At 63.5% G+C, this 17598-nt stretch carries 13 protein-coding genes and 1 tRNA gene; 5 read left to right on the top strand and 9 right to left on the bottom strand.

The features are described 5' to 3' along the window. Nucleotides 1–6 precede the first annotated feature (6 nt). Both ACO06R_RS13095 and ACO06R_RS13100 read right to left on the bottom strand, forming a co-directional pair. Nucleotides 7–1083, bottom strand: a complete 1077-nt coding sequence (locus ACO06R_RS13095) for an ABC transporter permease (protein WP_421850561.1) — start codon at nt 1081–1083, stop codon at nt 7–9. Further along, nucleotides 1083–2678 carry an ABC transporter ATP-binding protein gene (locus ACO06R_RS13100; protein WP_421850564.1) on the bottom strand — a complete coding sequence of 532 codons (1596 nt, stop codon included), beginning with the start codon at nt 2676–2678 and terminating at the stop codon, nt 1083–1085. Before ACO06R_RS13100 ends, ACO06R_RS13095 begins: the two co-directional genes overlap by 1 nt. Before the next feature lie 221 nt (nt 2679–2899). On the opposite strand from ACO06R_RS13100, the gene ACO06R_RS13105 reads away from it, so the two are divergent. Further along, complete coding sequence (locus ACO06R_RS13105) at nt 2900–4132, top strand: UbiH/UbiF family hydroxylase (RefSeq protein WP_421850567.1); 1233 nt, start codon at nt 2900–2902, stop codon at nt 4130–4132. On the opposite strand, the gene ACO06R_RS13110 is transcribed toward ACO06R_RS13105, so the two are convergent. After that, nucleotides 4095–5060: an AEC family transporter gene (locus tag ACO06R_RS13110; protein WP_421850570.1), complete on the bottom strand. Its 966-nt coding sequence runs from the start codon at nt 5058–5060 to the stop codon at nt 4095–4097. The two genes, ACO06R_RS13105 and ACO06R_RS13110, sit on opposite strands and share 38 nt — an antisense overlap. A gap of 118 nt (nt 5061–5178) precedes the next feature. Between ACO06R_RS13110 and hspQ the strand changes: the two genes are divergently transcribed. Continuing rightward, complete coding sequence (gene hspQ, locus ACO06R_RS13115) at nt 5179–5511, top strand: heat shock protein HspQ (RefSeq protein WP_421850573.1); 333 nt, start codon at nt 5179–5181, stop codon at nt 5509–5511. Nucleotides 5512–5517: 6 nt separating this feature from the next. Here the strand turns inward: hspQ and ACO06R_RS13120 are convergent, their stop codons facing one another. Further along, nucleotides 5518–6180 (bottom strand): DsbA family oxidoreductase, encoded by a 663-nt coding sequence (locus tag ACO06R_RS13120; RefSeq protein WP_421850576.1) that lies wholly within the window; start codon nt 6178–6180, stop codon nt 5518–5520. Next, the gene (locus ACO06R_RS13125) at nt 6177–7988 is read right to left on the bottom strand and encodes an ABC transporter substrate-binding protein (protein ID WP_421850580.1); all 1812 of its coding nucleotides are present in this window, start codon (nt 7986–7988) and stop codon (nt 6177–6179) included. Before ACO06R_RS13125 ends, ACO06R_RS13120 begins: the two co-directional genes overlap by 4 nt. Before the next feature lie 198 nt (nt 7989–8186). On the opposite strand from ACO06R_RS13125, the gene ACO06R_RS13130 reads away from it, so the two are divergent. Continuing rightward, nucleotides 8187–8807, top strand: a complete 621-nt coding sequence (locus ACO06R_RS13130) for an invasion associated locus B family protein (protein ID WP_421850583.1) — start codon at nt 8187–8189, stop codon at nt 8805–8807. A gap of 59 nt (nt 8808–8866) precedes the next feature. On the opposite strand, the gene mfd is transcribed toward ACO06R_RS13130, so the two are convergent. Both mfd and ACO06R_RS13140 read right to left on the bottom strand, forming a co-directional pair. Then, complete coding sequence (mfd, locus tag ACO06R_RS13135) at nt 8867–12367, bottom strand: transcription-repair coupling factor (protein ID WP_421859393.1); 3501 nt, start codon at nt 12365–12367, stop codon at nt 8867–8869. A 23-nt stretch (nt 12368–12390) separates the two neighbouring features. After that, nucleotides 12391–12681 carry a succinate dehydrogenase assembly factor 2 gene (locus tag ACO06R_RS13140; protein WP_421850586.1) on the bottom strand — a complete coding sequence of 97 codons (291 nt, stop codon included), beginning with the start codon at nt 12679–12681 and terminating at the stop codon, nt 12391–12393. A gap of 99 nt (nt 12682–12780) precedes the next feature. Between ACO06R_RS13140 and recG the strand changes: the two genes are divergently transcribed. Next, nucleotides 12781–14889, top strand: a complete 2109-nt coding sequence (recG, locus tag ACO06R_RS13145) for an ATP-dependent DNA helicase RecG (RefSeq protein ID WP_421850589.1) — start codon at nt 12781–12783, stop codon at nt 14887–14889. A gap of 10 nt (nt 14890–14899) precedes the next feature. Here the strand turns inward: recG and glmU are convergent, their stop codons facing one another. Both glmU and ACO06R_RS13155 read right to left on the bottom strand, forming a co-directional pair. Continuing rightward, nucleotides 14900–16258, bottom strand: a complete 1359-nt coding sequence (gene glmU, locus ACO06R_RS13150) for a bifunctional UDP-N-acetylglucosamine diphosphorylase/glucosamine-1-phosphate N-acetyltransferase GlmU (protein WP_421850592.1) — start codon at nt 16256–16258, stop codon at nt 14900–14902. Between the two features lie 126 nt (nt 16259–16384). After that, nucleotides 16385–17158, bottom strand: a complete 774-nt coding sequence (locus ACO06R_RS13155; RefSeq protein ID WP_421850594.1) for a cytochrome c biogenesis CcdA family protein — start codon at nt 17156–17158, stop codon at nt 16385–16387. Nucleotides 17159–17369: 211 nt separating this feature from the next. Between ACO06R_RS13155 and ACO06R_RS13160 the strand changes: the two genes are divergently transcribed. Continuing rightward, nucleotides 17370–17445 (top strand) — tRNA-Lys (locus tag ACO06R_RS13160). Nucleotides 17446–17598 lie beyond the last annotated feature (153 nt).

A 17598-nucleotide genomic window follows, 5' to 3' on the forward strand; every position in this document is an offset into this window, starting at 1 on the left:
CGCCTCCTATGCAGCCGCCGACCGTCCGGAAATCCGGATCCGGTAATGGATGAGCGTGTCGCAGGCCAGGACGCTGAACAGCAAGATGCCCTGAAACACATTGGCGACCTTGTTGGAGACGCCGAGCGATATCTGCGCCGCCTCGCCGCCGAGATAGGACAAAGCCAGCACAAGACCGGCGGCGACAATGCCCAGCGGGTTCAAGCGCCCGAGAAACGCCACGATGATCGCGGTAAAGCCGTAGCCCGGCGAGATTTCCGGCCGCAACTGGCCAATCGCTCCGGAAACCTCGCTGATGCCCGCCAGTCCGGCGAGGCCGCCGGCGATCAGAAAGGTGGTCAGCACCGTGCCCGCAGACGAGAAACCGGCAAACCGACCTGCCCTCGGACTTTGTCCCATGACCCGTATCTCGAAGCCCTTCAGCGTGCGGTTGAGCACGAACCACATCACCAACGCCGCAACGACGGCGAACACAAACCCGTAATGCGCGCGCCCCGACGCCGACAGGATTTCGGGCAGGATCGCATCGGCGTGAAAGGATCGCGTTTCCGGGAAATTGTAGCCTTCCGGATTGCGCCACGGCCCACGCACCAGCCAGTCGAGGAACAATTGCGCGACATAGACGAGCATCAGGCTCGACAGGATTTCGTTGGTGTTGAGCCGTGCCTTGAGCAGTGCCGGTATCGCGGCATAGGCCATGCCGCCGATGATTCCCATGAGCAGCATCAACGGCAGAACCAGCGGCCCTTGAAACCCCGGCAGCAGCACCGGCAGCGCCGAACCGAAGATCCCGCCCATGATGAACTGGCCCTCCGCGCCGATGTTCCAGTTGTTGGACATGAAACAGACGCTCAACCCGACCGCGATCAGGATCAGCGGCGCGGCCTTGATCAGCAGTTCATGGACCGACCACACTTCGGTCAGCGGCTCGATAAAGTAGGAATAGAGCGCCAAGTGCGGCGCCTTGCCCAGCATGGCGAACATGATGGCGCCGAGAAACGCGGTAATCGCAAGCGCGACAAAGGGCGACAGCGCGCTGAACACTGGCGACGGGTTGGGACGTCTGATCAGTTCGAACCGCATCAGGCATTCCCTCCGGGCCCGTCGATGATCCGATCGTCGTGGTGTTTTTCCGGCGTCGCGCCGCCCATCATCAGTCCGAGGGTCTCTCGCGTCACTTCTTCGGCCGGCACCGTCTCCGACAATTCGCCATCCGACATCACCGCGATCCGGTCTGAGATCTCCAGCAATTCATCGAGATCCTGGCTGATCACAAGCACCGCGGAGCCGCCTCGCGCGCTGTCGATGATCTCCTGTCGTATCCGTGCCGCCGCACCGGCATCCACGCCCCACGTAGGCTGGTCGGCAACCAGCAACGCCGGCTTGCGGTCGAACTCGCGGCCCAACAGCAGCTTCTGCAGATTGCCGCCCGACAAGGCAGCCGCCACGGGATTATAACCCGACTTGCGCACATCGAGCGCCTCGACGATGCGTTCAAGCGTCTCCGCCAGCCGGGCGAACCGGATGGTACCCAACGGCCCCAGAAATGTGCCCCGGTCCGAAGCGTGCCGGCTGAGCAGCAGGTTCTCGGTCAGCGCCAGTCCCGGCACTGCGCCGTGGCCGAACCGTTCTTCCGGCGAAAACGCCGCACCGAGCCGGCGTCGCCCACTGGGTCCGAGTGTTCCCGCATCGGTTCCGCAGATGCGTATCCTCGACGACTTGTCCTGCAGGCGTTCGCCGCATACCGCCTCGAAGAACTCCGATTGACCGTTGCCGGCGATGCCTGCAATGCCGACGACTTCGCCGGGGAAAACCTTGAGTGCGACGTTGGATAGCGGCACCGAAAACGGGCCCGCTGCCGGTTGCGAAAGACGGTCGATCGCCAACGCCGCCGCGCCCGAAGCGGTTCCTTCGACGGCCTGGCGTTCGATGTCGTGAATGTCCTCGCCGACCATCATGGCAGCAAGGCTCTTCGCCGTTTCCTCGCGCGGATTGCAATGTGCGACCACCCGGCCATGCCGCAAAACGGTGGCGCGGTCGCACATCTGCTGGACCTCCTCCAGCCGGTGCGAGATGTAGAGGATCGACTTGCCCTCGCCCTTGAGCTTGGCCAGCGTCTCAAACAGCCGATCAGCCTCCTGCGGCGTCAGGACGGATGTTGGCTCGTCCAGGATGATGAGTTCCGGCTCCTGCAAGAGGCAGCGCACGATCTCGATGCGCTGGCGCTCACCCACCGACAACTCGCCGACGAGCCGGTCTGGATGGATCGGCAGTCCGTAATCATGAGAAACCCGTTGCGCTTCGCTCGCGATATCGGCGAGCGATACCTCGCCGCCCAGCGAAAGCGCGATGTTTTCAGCCGCCGACAGCGATTCGAACAGTGAAAAATGTTGAAAGACCATGCCGATACCAAGCGCCCGCGCCTGCATCGGATTGGTGATCGAAACAGGCTCGCCCTTCCAGGTGATGGTGCCCGCATCCGGCTGCAACGAGCCGAACAGCATCTTGACCAGCGTGGACTTGCCGGCACCGTTTTCGCCGAGCAAGGCATGGATCTCGCCAGGCACGATTTCCAGATCCACATTGTCGTTGGCCTTCAGCGAACCGAAGACCTTTACAATGCCGCCGACATCGAGCAGCGGCGGTGTTGGGAAGTCGCTGTTGGCGCTATCCGGCAATTAATTTCGGCCCGTCCATTATTTAAGCAACTGAAGCTAAGCGGAAAAAATAGGCAAGCGCAAACCGGAATTTCGCGGATCGATAAATTTGCACGGGAATGTACCGCCCTTCGCGCCGCGCGGTTATGTCCCACTGATCTGGCTGCGCTGGCGTGGCGAGCGGTCTGGACAGATCGCGGTCGCTGATCCATCTCTTCGGCAGGACCAAAGGAGGCGTATCAATGGTGGAAACGGAAATTGCTGTAATCGGCGCCGGCCCGGCCGCCATGACAGCCGCGCTCGAAGCCGCCTCGCACGGATATGAGACCACATTGGTCGCACCGACTGGTACCTTCGTCGACGGCGATGACCGTACAACCGCGTTGATGATGCCGGCAATAGCGATGCTCGAAGCGCATGGCGCGTGGCCGCAAATCGTGGAGAGCGCCGCGCCCTTGAAATCGATGCGGATCATCGACGGCACCAAAAGGCTGGTCCGCGCGCCGACCGTCACATTCGAGGCCGCGGAGATCGATGAAGAAGCGTTCGGCTACAACATTCCGAACCGCGTCCTGAACGAGGCTTTGGCGAACCGGCTTGAGAACGCGCCGAAGATCCGGCGCGTCGACGCCATGGCACGGTCCGCGACCTTCTCCCGGGATCACGCGTCGATCTCGCTCGACAATGACGATACCGTCAACGCAAATCTGGTCATAGCCGCTGATGGCGTGGACTCCGTCATGCGCAAAGCAGCCGGGATCGACGTGCGCCGCTGGTCCTATCCGCAAACGGCGGTCGTGCTCAGCTTCTCGCACACGCATGGTCATGGCGACACTTCCACTGAGATCCACACCGAGACCGGCCCGTTCACCGTCGTGCCAATGCCGGGCCGGCGATCCAGCCTCGTCTGGGTCGTCACGCCACAACAGGCCGAGAAGATCATCGACACCCCGCCGGAAGAACTTGCAGCATCCATCGAAGAGGGTATGGGTTCGATGCTTGGACGGGTCTTCGATATCACGAAACCGCAACGCTGGCCGCTTTCGGGCTTGATCGCCCACCGCTTCGGCGCCAATCGCCTGATGCTCGCCGGACAGACGGCCCATGTCTTCCCGCCGATTGGCGCACAGGGCCTCAATCTGGGCATGCGCGACATCGCCGATCTGGGCAAGTGCGTGGCGGCGGCGCCGTCTGACCCCGGCGCGCCCGGAGTGACTGCGCGATATGACCGACTCCGCCGCGCCGATGTGATGTCGAGGACCGGTGCTGTCGATCTCCTCAATCGCTCGCTTTTGACCGGCTTCCTGCCGGTTCAGTTCGCGCGCGCCGCCGGCCTCGGCTTGATTTCCGCCGTGCCGCCGGTCCGCGGACTGTTCATGCGCGAGGGCATGCAACCCGGATGGGGATTTCGCGCGCTCGCCGGGCTCGGAGAGAAGTTCACGGAAACAGGTCGGGCGGAACAAGCCCGTTCCTGAGACCGTAGAGCAGCAGCGTCACGGTTACGACCGAAACGACGGTCGTAACCAGCACCGACGCCGAGGCGCGCTCGACCCACACACCATATTGCTGGGCGATGACATAGACATTCGTGGCGGTGGGCAGCGCAGCCAGCAGCACGGCTGCGTAAAGCCAGACATCCGGGAAATCGCCGATCCAGCTCAGCGCGACATAGACCAGTGCGGGATGCACAATGAGTTTGATGACAACGATGAACCCCATGTCGCCCGGCACGCGCCGGAGCGGCCGCAGCGCCAGCGTCACGCCCATTGCGAACAATGCGCAGGGCGCTGCCGCGCCGGCGAGATAATCCAGCAATGTCTGAAGCGGCGCCGGTGGCTGGAACGAAATCGCGGCCGCGCCGATTCCGACAATCGTCGCCAGGATAAACGGATGAAACAGCACCCGGCGGACAACGCCGAGCGCGAGCCGCCAGGGCGGTTGCGCATCGCCGCCGCCTGAAAGCGCCATCAGCAGCGGCGCCATGATGAAATGCAGCGTATTGTCGAAGCAGAAAATCAGCGCCACCGGCACGACCGCTGCGTCGCCAAATGCGAGCAGCGCCAGACCCGGCCCCATATAGCCGATATTGCCATAGGCCGCCGCCAATCCCTTGACGGTGCTTTCGGCGACATTGCCGCGCGAGCCGATTGCCGCGATCACGAACATCAGCGCAAAAACGAAGAAGGTGCTGAATGTGGTGGCGAAAACGAACCGCCACTGGGTCAGCTGTTCGACGGGGGTCCGCGCAAGCAGATTGAAAAACAGCGCCGGCAACGCCACATAGACGATGAATGTGTTCATCCACCCGAGTGCGTCCAGCGGCTGGCGCGTGATGCGCGCCGCCGCGTATCCGAGCAGGATCAGCCCGAAAAACGGCAGCACCAGTCCAATTACGTTACCCATCGTCGGCCTTCAAGAATCCACCTGTGGCTTGGCGGCACTTTACGGAAAACAGGGCTTGCGCCAAGCTCTTGAAAACTCTTGCGCGCTGGCACACATCACTGGCATGGAAGAAACGACCATGAAAACAGCTACAGCAAGATATGCAATCGGCGACGTCGTCCGCCATCGCCTGTTTCCGTTCAGGGGCGTGATCTTCGACGTCGATCCGGAATTCGCCAACACCGAGGAATGGTACGACTCTATTCCCGAGGAGATTCGTCCGCGCAAGGACCAACCGTTCTATCACCTGTTCGCCGAGAACTCGGAAACAGAGTACGTCGCCTATGTTTCGGAGCAGAACCTGCTGCCCGACGAAACCGGCGAGCCGATCCGCCATCCGCAGGTGACGGAGGTCTTCGAGTGGGTGCCCGAAAACCGCCGCTACCTCATGCGGCCGGGCCTCGAACACTGATCGGACTTAATCGATCGCTGAATTCTGCTTGTCGGCAACCTGGTTGATTGCGTCGGCAATCGTAGCCGGGTCCTGCGCACCCATGACCGCATAGCGCGAATCGATGATGAAGCAGGGAACGCCGGTGACGCCCATGTTTTGGGCGACCGCGATTTCCTGCGTCACCGCATCCCGGTCGGCGTCGCCGGCCAGCAGGCCTTCGACGATTGCCGGGTCCATGCCGCATGCGCCGGCCGCGTCGATCAGCACCGAATGGTCTCCAATATTCGCGCCCTCCAGGAAATACAGTTCGAATAGCCGTTCGACGACCTTGTCCTGAACGCCCGCGCCCGCACTCTGCGACCAGCGGATCAGCCGGTGCGCGTCGAGCGTGTTCGGAGACACGGCGATATCGTCGAAGCGAAACGCGATGTCCTCGCCTTTGCCGGCATCCTTTATGTTCTGGTAGAGTTCTTTCGCGCGCTCGATCCCGCCGAATTTCTCGGCCAGGTAGGTTTTGCGGTCCTTGCCCTCGGGCGGCAGGGTCGGATCGAGCTGATAGGGCCGCCAGTTGACGCTGACCGAGACGCCGGGCGCCAACGCATCAAGCGCCTTCTCGAAGCGCCGCTTGCCCACGAAACACCACGGGCACATGACGTCCGATACGATATCGACTTGTATTTGCGTCATTTCTCCGACCACCACACCGGAAGCTGATAGCCGTAAAGCGGCGTCTTCTCGGGATATTTGATGTGGTCCCAATGCGCCACCCACTTCTCGCGAATGTGATAGAGCGGGATCACGTAGTGACCGGAGATCAAGACCCGGTCGAGCGCCCGCACGGCGGCCGCGAAGTCCTCGCGCTCGCGCGAGTTGACCATCGCACCGATCATGGCGTCAATTGCCGGGTCGGCTGCGCCGGCATAGTTGAACGTCCCGTCGACATCCCGCGACTGCGCCCCCCATCGCCCATATTGCTCCGCGCCCGGTGACAGCGATGCCGAAAGGCTGGCGATCGTCATGTCGTAGTCCCAGGTCTGCCGGCGGCTTTGAAACTGCGCATCGTCATGCGTCCGAACGGTCACCGCGATTCCGAGCAGTTCGGCCGATCGCTGATAGGCAAGCGCCATCTTTTCTTCGCCGAGGCCCGACACAATGATCTCGAAGGCCAGTTGCTTGCCGTCTTTCGAAAGCTTGCCATCCTCGATGGCAAAGCCGGCGTTGCCAAGCTTGCGCAACGCGGCGCGCAGGACTTGCCGGTCACGTCCAGACCCGTCGGTCTTGCTGGGAAGATAACTACCCTCCATCACGGCATCCGAAACAGCGTCGGGAAAAGGCGCGAGCAATGCGCGTTCGCGGTCGTCGGCGGCGCGCCCCAGCGCCGAAAGCTCGCCCGAGTTTTGCCAGAAGGAACCGGTCCGCCGATATCGACCGTCGAACAGGTTCTTGTTGACCCACTCGAAATCGAAAAGCATCGCCAGCGCCTCGCGCACCCGGCGGTCGGCAAACACCTCGCGGCGCGTGTTGAAGAAGAAACCGAGCATCGATTCCGGCCGCTCCGAGACGAAACTCGCCTTCTTCACGCGCCCGTCCTTGACCGCCGGGAAGTCGTAGGCGGTCGCCCATTTCACCGGGTCGCCCTCCGGATAGATATCGACAATCCCCTTCTTGAAGGCTTCGAACAACGCCGTCTGGTCGCGGAAATACTCCACGGTGATCGTCTCGTAATTGTTGAATCCCGCCCTGGATGGAAGGTCGCGGCCCCAATAGTTCGGATCGCGGCGGTAGACGATGCGGGCTCCGGGCTCAACCTTGTCGACCACATAGGGACCACTGCCCAGCGGATTGGCAAGCGGGTCCTTGTCGAATCGGTCGGGATCGATGGCGTGTTTCGGCAGAACCGGTGTCAGGCCGATCAGCAGCACGAACTCGCGGTCTGCCTTTTCGTTGAACGTGAACCGGACTTTGCGGTCGCCGGTCTTCTCGATCTTTGATATCCGCTTGGTCCGCGCGTTATAGGGCGGGCGGCCCTTCTCGGTCAGCAATTCATAAGTGAAGATGACATCCTCCGGCGTCACCGGTTGGCCATCCGCCCATTCGGCGTTCGGATTGATCGCGAACTCCGCCCATGTGCGGTCGGAATCCGTCTCCACCGTTTCGGCAAGCAGGCCATACATCGTAAACGGCTCATCGCGCGAGCGTTGCAGCAGCGTTTCGTAGACCAGATTGCCGAATTGCGGGTCGATGACGCCGCGTGCGGTGGTGCGGATACTCTTCAGGAGGAACGGATTGAGGCTGTCGAAGGTTCCGCGCACCCCGTAGACGACTTTTCCGTCGCGTGGCGCTTCACGGTCGGCGTATGGGAAACTCGCATAATCCGCCGGCAGGGCCGGTTGCCCGTGCATGGCGATGCCGTGCTGCGGTTCGCCCATCGCATGACCCGCCATTGCAAGCCACGCCGCGAGTACAACCGCACCAACGCCACTCGTCTTCCACATTACTGATTCCTCCATGAACGTAGCTTTCACGCCGCCACAAGCGTTTCACGCGAAAAGCGACCCGCCGTCAATCAGGGCTGGCATTTGACTATGAGCCTGTGTATCAAACCGGCGAATTCCGTCAGCCATGCTATGGCCTTAATTCGACAGCACCGGTTCGCGGAAACCGAGATTGGTAATCACAGGGGAAGCAGCCATATGCGCGCCATTTTCAGGAAATCGATAGTACTTCTCGCCAGTGCGGGAATTGCCTCGCTTGCCGCGGTAACAACGTCTGCGGCACAGGGCGCGCCGACACCTCCCCAGGGATGGTTCAAGGTTTGCACCAAGCAGGAAGACAATGACATCTGCAATGTGCAGAACATCCGTACGGCAAACACCGGCCAACTGCTGACCGCCGTCAACCTGATCCAGATCACCGGCAAGGTGAACCGGGCGATCTTCCAGATCGCGGTGCCGACCGGCCGTGTCATCCCCGCCGGTATCGGCCTGCAGATCGACGGTGGAAAAGCCGCCAAGATCGACTATGCGATCTGCCTGCCCGACCGCTGCATCGCCGAAGCGCCGCTCACCGAAGACCTCGTCAAGTCGCTCAAGCTCGGCGGCGAGATGAAGCTGACTTCGGTCAACTTCCAGAACCAGCCGAACCCGATCTCGATTTCGCTCAAGGGCTTTACCGCTGCATTTGACGGTGAACCTTTGCAGCAGTCGGAAGTCGAAAGCCGCCAGCAGGAACTGCAGGAAGCGATCCAGAAGCGCCGCGAAGACTTCCAGAAGAAGCTGCGCGAAGAGCAGGAAAAAGCCAAGCAGGGCGGTTGATTACAGCCACTCAGCGCTCAAGTTGACTTGATTGTGACGGGGCCTTGCGGCCCCGTTTTTCATGCGGCATTCGCCGTCGCCGCCTCGGCCAGGCGCGCCAGCCGCGTGACCAGCACCGCGCCGCCGGCCAACCGTTTTTCGGGCGTCGGCCAGTCTCTGGTGAAGACGATCGACTGGTCCGGGCGGATTTTGGCCATGCTCCCCTGCTCGCCGATGATCGCGATCAGGCCGGCGGGATCGGCGAATTCCTTGTTGCGGAACTGGATCACCGCGCCCTTCGGGCCGGCGTCCAGCTTCTCGATGTTGGCCTTGCGGCACAAAGCCTTGATGTAGACCACCTTGAGCAGGTGCTCGACTTCCGCCGGCAGCGGACCGAAACGGTCTGCCAGCTCCGCGCCGAACCCGTCGATGTCGGCAATTTCCTCCAGTTCGCCGATGCGGCGATAGAGCGACAGCCGCAGTTGCAGGTCGCTCACATAACTTTCCGGGATCATCACCGAGGTGCCGACAGTGATCTGCGGCGACCATTGACCCTGGTCGCCGACCGCCTCGCCCTTCATCTCCAGCACGGCCTCTTCCAGCATCTGCTGGTACAGTTCGAAGCCGACCTCCTTTATGTGGCCGGATTGCTCTTCGCCAAGCAGGTTGCCGCCGCCCCTGATATCGAGATCGTGGCTCGCGAGCTGGAAGCCTGCGCCCAGCGAATCGAGCGATTGCAGCACCTTCAGCCGCCGCTCCGCCGTCTTGGTCAGCACCTTGTTGGCCGGCAGCGTCAGCAGCGCATAGGCGCGCACCTTCGAGCGTCCAACACGACCGCGGATCTGGTAGAGCTGTGCAAGGCCGAACATGTCGGCCCGGTGCACGATCATCGTGTTGGCCGTCGGAATGTCGAGCCCGGATTCCACGATCGTTGTCGACAACAGCACGTCGTAACTGCCGTCGTAAAACGCGTTCATCACCTGCTCCAGGTCGCCCGGCGCCATCTGGCCATGCGCGACCGCTACCTTCAATTCCGGCACGTGCTCGTCGAGAAATGCCTTCACGTCCGCAAGATCGGAAATGCGCGGACAGACATAGAAGCTCTGACCACCGCGATAGCGTTCGCGCAGCAACGTCTCGCGGATGATCAGCGCGTCGAATGGCGAGACGAAGGTGCGCACCGCCAACCGGTCGACTGGCGGCGTCGAGATCAGCGACAACTCGCGCACTCCGGTCATCGCCAGTTGCAGGGTGCGCGGAATTGGCGTCGCCGACAGGGTGAGCACATGCACGTCCGATTTCAGGTCTTTCAGCCGTTCCTTGTGCTTGACGCCGAAATGCTGCTCCTCGTCGACGATCAGCAGGCCGAGAGTCTTGAACTTGATGCTCTGGCCGAGCAGCGCATGCGTGCCGATCACGATGTCGACGCTGCCGTCGGCGATGCCCTTCTTCGCTTCGGCCAGTGCCTTTGGGCCGGCCAGCCGCGAGGCATGTGCGAGATTGAGCGGCAGATCGCGGAAACGCTCGCTGAACGAACGGAAATGTTGGCGGGCCAGCAAGGTCGTCGGAACCACGACGGCCACCTGCACGCCGTTCATGGCGGCGACAAACGCCGCGCGGATCGCAACTTCGGTCTTGCCGAAGCCGACATCACCACACACCAACCGGTCCATCGGCTTGCCGGCGACGAGATCGTCGATTGCCGCATCGATGGCAAGCATCTGATCTTCGGTCTCGTCATAGGGGAAACGCGCGGCGAATTCGTCATACAGCCCTTCCGGCGGCCGCAACACCGGGGCGGCCCGCGTTTCGCGCGCTGCCGCAATCGCGATCAGTTGGTCGGCCATGTCGAGCAGCCGCTTCTTCAGCTTGGCCTTGCGCGCCTGCCAGGCGCCGCCGCCAAGCCTGTCGAGCGCCACATTCTCGGAATCGGAGCCATAACGTGACAGCAGCTCGATGTTCTCGACCGGCAGGAACAGCTTGCCTTCGCTGGCGTAGTGGATTTCGAGGCAATCGTGCGGCGCACCCGCCGCCTCGATTGTCTTCAGGCCGGCAAAGCGCCCGATGCCGTGATCGACATGCACTACGATGTCGCCTTCGGCCAGCGCCGATGCTTCGGCGATGAAGTCGGACGCCTTGCGCCGCCGCCGGCGGCGCACCAGCCTGTCACCAAGGATATCCTGCTCGGCGATCAGTGCGAGGTTTGCGCTCTCCAGCCCATGCTCGATGGACAGCACCGCCGCCGGAATACGCGTCCGGTTCATGGCCAGCGCTACACCCACACCTGAAACCGTTTCGATGCCCTCCAGATCGTGCTCCTCGAGGATCTGGATCAGCCGCGCCAGCGAACCGTCGCTCCAGCCCGCCAACAGCACCCGCTTTCCTGATGCACGCAACTCGCCGATGTGCCGGGCTGCCATTTCGAACACATTCGCCGACTTGTCGGCGCGCTCGAGCGCGAAATTCCGTCCCGAGGCAACGCCGATGTCGAACACCGGTTTCTCCGGCGTCTCAGGCACCCCGAAGGGCGACAGCTCGATCACCGTGCGGCCCCTGACCGTTTTCAGCACACCGTCCGGCGTCTGGTACAGATCGTCGGGCGGCAGCGGCTTGTAGGGCACGCCGTCGCCACCGAGACTGCCGTCTGACTGCGACTGGCGTGCTTCGAAGTGATCCTCGATCATTTTCCGGCGTTCGGTCATCGCCTCGAACACCAGGTGCTCGAAAACGACCGGCGCGTCGGGCAGGCAATCGAAGATCGACACCAGACCGTCGTCGAACAGTGGTAGCCAGTGCTCCATGCCGGCGAAACGGCGCTGCTCAACGATCGATGCATAAAGCGCGTCGTCACGGGTCGGTGCGCCGAAGGTCGAGATATAGCCCTGCCGGAACCGCGTCACCGTTTCCGGCGTCAGCGAAATCTCGCTGGCCGGCTGCAGCACGAATTCCGTCTGCTGCCCGGTTGTCCGCTGGTTGGCCGGATCGAACGACCGGATGCTCTCCAGCGTGTCGCCGAAGAAATCCAGCCGTGCCGGCTCGCCGGAACCCGGTGCGAACAGATCGAGGATGCCGCCGCGCACGGCGAATTCGCCGACTTCGCGGACAGTCGGAACCCGCTCAAACCCCGCAGTCGTCAGCACCGACACGATGTCGTCCATGCGGATCTGCTGCCCCGGTCGGGCCCGTACGACCTGGTTGGCGATGGATTGCGGCGACGGCACACGCTGCAGGACGGCGTTCGCGCTGGTCAGGATCAGCGCCGGACGCGGCGCTTCGGCAAGCTTGGCGATCTCGGTCAGCGCGGCCAGACGGCGCGCTGACACATCGGCCGACGGCGAGACCCGGTCATAGGGAAGACAATCCCAGGCCGGGAACGAAATGACGGGAATGTCTGGCGCGAGAAAACCGAAAACCTGCTCAATATCGGCAAGCCGCGTCGCATCGCGCGAGACCAGCACGACCGGGCCGCCCGAAATCGCTGCCTTGCCGAACAGCGCATTGACGACGAATGGCTCGGCGCCATCGGCGACACCGCTGAAGACGAGCCTGCCCGCATCGGCAGCAACATCCGGCACGTCAATCCAGTTGGAGGAGGTCTTCTTGCTCACTGCGGCGTAATCCCGTGGAAGTCGCATATGGCGCGGAACAGCGCCGTGTCCTGATCTTCCGGCACCGGCCCCTCGCCCGTGAACCACTTGAACAGGTCGCGGTCGAGGATTTCGAGCAAGGCCTCGAACTCCGTCAATGTCGCCGCGTCCATCGCGCCCACCTGCGCATCGGCATATTTGCCGAGCAGCAGATCCATCTCCTTCATGCCGCGATGCCACGCACGAAACCGGGCACGCCTGCGGCGTGCGTCCAAATCGGTATCGGTATCCGGCGGCAGCGGGTTCATGAGGCTTGTCTCGGTTTGCGGAGGATTGGGCCGGTATAATCTTCCCGCCCCGGCTTGTCAGCCTTGATCATCGGTCTCTCCATCGTAAAAGATATGCGAATGCGGCCGCCGGTACTCGATCCCCTTTTTGCGCCAGTCAGCGCGCTGGACGGCATCGGCCCGCGCCTGGCGAAGAACCTCGGCAACCTGCTGCAGGTTCCGGAAGCGATGGACGAGCCGCGCATCCTGGCGCTGCTGTTCCACCTGCCGCATTCCATCATCGACCGGCGCAACCGGCCTGGCATTGCCCGCGCCCCGGAAGGCGCGATCGTCACGCTGGAGGTCAGGATCGACCATCACCAGCCGCCGCCGCGCGGCCGCGGCAACGTGCCCTACCGGGTCTTCGCCCATGACGAGACGGGCGAGATCGGCCTGGTGTTCTTTCATGCCAAGCCGGGCTGGCTGGACAAGGCCCTGCCCGTCGGCGAGACGATGCTGATCAGTGGCCGCGTCGAGTGGTACAATGGCCGACCGAGCATGGTCCACCCGGATCACATGGTCCGCCTCGCCGACACCGGCGACCTGCCCCTGGTCGAACCGGTCTATCCGCTGACCTCAGGCGTGTCGCTGAAGGTCGTCCGCAAGGCGATAGCCGGCGCCCTGCAGCGCGTGCCCGATCTCGACGAATGGTCCGATCCGCATGTCGCGGTGCGCCACGGCTTTCCGTCCTTCGCCGAGGCGGTCGCAAACGTGCACGCGCCGCGCGACGAAGCGGATATCGCACCACAGAGCGTGGCACGGCGCAGGCTCGCCTATGACGAGTTGCTGGCCGGCCAGTTGGCGCTCGGTCTTGTCCGCCGCCGCCTCAAGAAAACGGCCGGCCGCGTGCTGGACGGTTCGGGCGAAACCGCCGCCAGAATACGCGCCGCCTTCGGCCATGAACTGACCGCCGCGCAACGCCGTTCGCTGGACGAAATCCGCACCGACATGGCCAGGCCCGACCGCATGCTGCGGCTGTTGCAGGGCGATGTCGGCGCCGGCAAGACCATCGTCGCGCTGCTCGCCATGGCCAACGCCATCGAGGCGGGAACGCAGACCGCCATGATGGCCCCGACCGAAATCCTCGCCCGTCAGCACTTCGCCTCCATCGCGCCGCTCGCCGAGGCAGCCGGCCTGCGTATCGAGATCCTCACCGGACGCGAAAAAGGCAAGCAACGCGAGGCCATTCTCGCCGACCTGGCATCCGGGGCGATCGACATCGTCGTCGGCACCCATGCCCTGTTCCAGGACAGCGTCGTGTTCCGCGATCTCGGCCTTTCGGTGGTCGACGAGCAGCACCGCTTCGGCGTGCACCAGCGCCTGCTCCTGTCGTCCAAGGGCCGCAAGTCGGACATGCTGGTCATGACGGCGACGCCGATCCCGCGCACGCTGGTGCTCACCGCCTATGGCGACATGGACATCTCCATCCTCGACGCCAAGCCGCCGGGCCGCCAGCCGATCCAGACCGTCGCCGCACCGCTGGAACGGCTCGACACGGTGATCGAGCGTGTCCGCAATGCGGTGGCCACCGGCCAGAAGGTCTACTGGATCTGCCCGCTCGTCGAAGAGAACGAGGAGGTCAAGGCGACGTCCGCCGAGGAGCGATTCCGTGCCCTGTCGTCTGCGATCAATGCACCGGTCGGGCTGGTGCATGGCCGCATGAGCGGCGCCGAGAAGGACGCCGCCATGGAGGCGTTCAAGAACGGCGAGACCCGCATCCTCGTCGCCACCACGGTCATCGAGGTCGGCGTCGACGTACCCGACGCGACGATCATGGTCATCGAGCATGCCGAGCGTTTCGGCCTCGCCCAGTTGCACCAGTTGCGCGGCCGTGTCGGGCGCGGCGCCGACGCCTCGACCTGCCTGCTTTTGTATCGCGAACCGCTCGGCGAGATCGCCCATGCCCGGCTTGCCATCATGCGCGAGACCGAGGACGGCTTCCGCATCGCCGAGGAAGACTTGCGGCTGCGCGGCGAAGGCGAAATCCTCGGCACCCGCCAGTCGGGCGCACCGGGCTACCGGCTGGTCTCGCTTTCGGATCACGCCGACCTTCTGGAAATCGCCCGCGACGATGTCCGCCTGGTGCTGGATACCGACCCGGAACTGACCGCCAGTCGCGGCCAGGCGCTGCGCACGCTGCTCTATCTGTTCGAGCGCGACGCGGCGATCCGCTTGCTTCGCGCCGGTTAGCCCTTGCGGACTAATCCGTCTTGGAAGCTTCCTTCGCCGCCTTGAACTGCGCGCGCAGTTTCGGCGCCAATCCGTCCTTGTTCTCCTGGCGCGCCCGCCCGAACGCCACCGCGTCCGCCGGCACGTCGGTGGTGACCACGCTGCCCGAGGCGACATAGGCATCCGCGCCGATCTTGACCGGGGCAACCAGCGCCGAGTTGGAGCCGATGAAGGCGTTTTCGCCGATCTCGGTCAGGTGCTTGTTGCAGCCGTCGTAATTGCAGGTGATCGTCCCCGCGCCGATATTGGCCCCCGCGCCGATCTCAGCGTCGCCGACATAGGTCAGGTGATTGACCTTTGCGCCCTCGCCGATATCCGCCTTCTTGACCTCGCAGAAATTGCCGACCTTCGCCTTGCCGCCAAGCACCGCACCGGGCCTGAGCCGCGCGAACGGGCCGACCTCGGCCGCCTCGCCGACCGTTGCGCCCTCCAGATGCGAGAACGAGCGGATGCGCGCGCCCTTGGCGATCTCGACACCCGCGCCGAACACCACATTCGGCTCGATCGTCACATCGCCGGCAACCACCGTGTCATGATGGAAAAACACCGTGTCGGGCGCGGCCATCGACACACCCTCCGCCATCATCGCCTGGCGGGTGCGCTGCTGCCAGATCGCTTCCACGGCGGCCAGTTCGGCGCGTGTGTTGACGCCGATCACGTCCTCGGTCGGCACCTGCGACGCGACGACCGGCAATCCGCGCGCATTGGCGATCTCCACCGCATCGGTCATGTAATACTCGCCCTTGGCGTTGTCGTTGCCGACGGCGTCGAGGATTGCCAGCACCTCAGCGCCCCGAAACGCCATGATGCCGCCATTGCAATAGGTTATGGCCTTTTCTTCAGAAGATGCATCGCGCTCTTCGCGGATCGCCAGCAATTTGCCGTCCTTTTCGACCAGCCTGCCATAGCCGAACGGGCTTTCGGGCCGAAATCCGGCGACCACCACCGCGGCCCCCTCGGCGAGCTTGGCGCGCATGGCCGCAAGCACGTCGGCGCGCACCAGCGGCGTGTCGCCGAACACGACCAGCACATCGTCATGGCCGCTGGCGATCGCCGCGCGCGCCGCCAACACGGCATGGCCCGTCCCCAACTGCTCGTGTTGCACATGAAAGCTCGCACCCGGCACGACCGGCTCAAGTGCGGTGCGCACCGCCTCGCCGCCATGGCCGACGACAACGGCGATTTGCTGCGATCCGGCCGATTGCGCGGTCCGCGCCACATGTGCCGCCATCGGCAGGCCGGCGACGGGGTGCAGCACCTTGGGCAGGTCTGATTTCATCCGCGTCCCCTGGCCCGCCGCCAGGATGATTGTCAGGCAAGTGCGTGTCATTTGCGTCTCCGGCCGCCGATCGTTCCCGTCCGCGTTGCGCATAGCGGGATTTGCCGCGAGACGCCACCGCGCGGCGCGCAAAGTCGCAAAGTTACATGCCGACAGGGCGTTGTGGCGTAAGCCCGCTCAGCCGAGCGTGCCCAGCACCGGAAAGCGCTCCAGCAGCCAGAACGACATCGATTGCATGCCACCCGTCAGGAACAGCACGCCTGCGATCACCAGCAGCACGCCGATCACCTTCTCCACACTGCCGAGATGGCTGCGGAATGACTGCATGAAGCGCATGAACGCGCCGGAAAACAGCGCCGCCAGCAAAAACGGAATGCCGAGCCCGGCCGAATAGACGGCGAGCAGCGCCGCCCCCTCGCCGACGCTTTCGCGCGCCCCGGCCAATGTCAGGATCGGCCCCAGCACCGGCCCGATGCAGGGCGTCCAGCCGAATGCAAACGCCAGCCCCATCACATAGGCGGCGAGCGGATTGGCCGGCGCGCCGCGTGTCTGGAACCGCGCCTCGCGCGAGAACGCCGAGATGCGCAACACGCCGAGGAAGTTCAGCCCCATGGCGATGATGACGATGCCGGCGACGATCGCCAGTTCGGACTGGTAGGAACGCAGCAGCACGCCGATCGTGCTGGCGCCGGCGCCAAGCGCCACGAATACGGTGGAGAAACCGGCCACAAAGGCCAGCGCCGCGGTAATCAGCGGCAGCCGCACCGCCTGCACTTCGGCGACGGCCGCGCCGCCACCCTGTTCACCTGCCTGGTCTTCGCCGCGGAACTGATCGACCGACACGCCGGCCATGTAGCACAGATAGGGCGGCACCAACGGCAACACGCAGGGCGACAGGAATGAGATCGCGCCTGCCCCCAGCGCGCTCAGATAGCTGACATCGACGGCCATTGATTCCCCGTTCTGCTTCGCACGCGCCTGCCATAGCCGCGATTTTCAAGCCGTTCTAGGCGAAGAGCTGTTCACATTGAATTCACCAATTCGCGTGAGCGGCGAATTGCCACGCTTTTTGCGTGCGCATGTGCAAATACCGGTTGACCGCAAAAACCGGCATACGTATGGAAGACGCGTTTTCACGGACGGGCCATGCCCGGCCGCATGGGAGCGCGTAGCTCAGCTGGTAGAGCAACTGACTTTTAATCAGTAGGTCCAGGGTTCGAGCCCCTGCGCGCTCACCAAAATACCCTTAAAGATCATAATGTTACGACAACGCAGAAGCGCCGAAGCATTAAATAAGTTCGTCGGGGTTCCGCTCGGGTTCTGTATGCGGCTTCTTGGCACTTGCATTATGCGCAATATGCACCATCCTTTCTCTCGCCTGTGGGGAGAGA

Source organism: Oricola sp. (genome assembly GCF_965230365.1).
GTDB lineage: Bacteria > Pseudomonadota > Alphaproteobacteria > Rhizobiales > Rhizobiaceae > Oricola.